The following is a 328-nucleotide window of genomic DNA, read 5'->3' as shown; positions in this document are numbered from 1 at the left end:
GTCCTGGTGCCCGTCAATGCCACCCACCTGCACTCCAATCCCCCACAAGTTGTCCAACACGCCGCAGAATTGCATCGCAGCCACCCGGACCTTGCCATCAAGGTGGCCCGCCCCACCGGACCAGCACCGGTGCTGCTCAACCTCGTCGATGCGCGATTGCGTCTGGCAGCTCATCGCGTCCATGCCCAGGAGCTGGACTCACTCGTATTGTCTTCCCCTGATGGCGGCGATTTACGTGGCGCGGCAATGCTGTCCAAGCTGACCCGGCTGTGGTCCCAGCATCATCACCTTCCGGTCCGCATCGCCACCAATCGTGGTGGGGCTACTG

1 protein-coding gene is annotated in these 328 nt (G+C 63.1%); it reads left to right on the top strand.

Going from position 1 to position 328, the window contains the following annotated elements:
- Nucleotides 1-328, top strand: a 328-nt coding sequence (locus LK09_RS21285) for a hypothetical protein (protein WP_197061124.1), incomplete at both ends; no start/stop codon positions are given.

The sequence above is a fragment of the Microbacterium mangrovi genome, assembly GCF_000802305.1.
Classification (GTDB): Bacteria; Actinomycetota; Actinomycetes; order Actinomycetales; family Microbacteriaceae; genus Microbacterium; species Microbacterium mangrovi.
The sequence above is the reverse complement of the archived record's forward strand: the minus strand, read 5'-3'. Positions and strand labels throughout refer to the sequence as shown.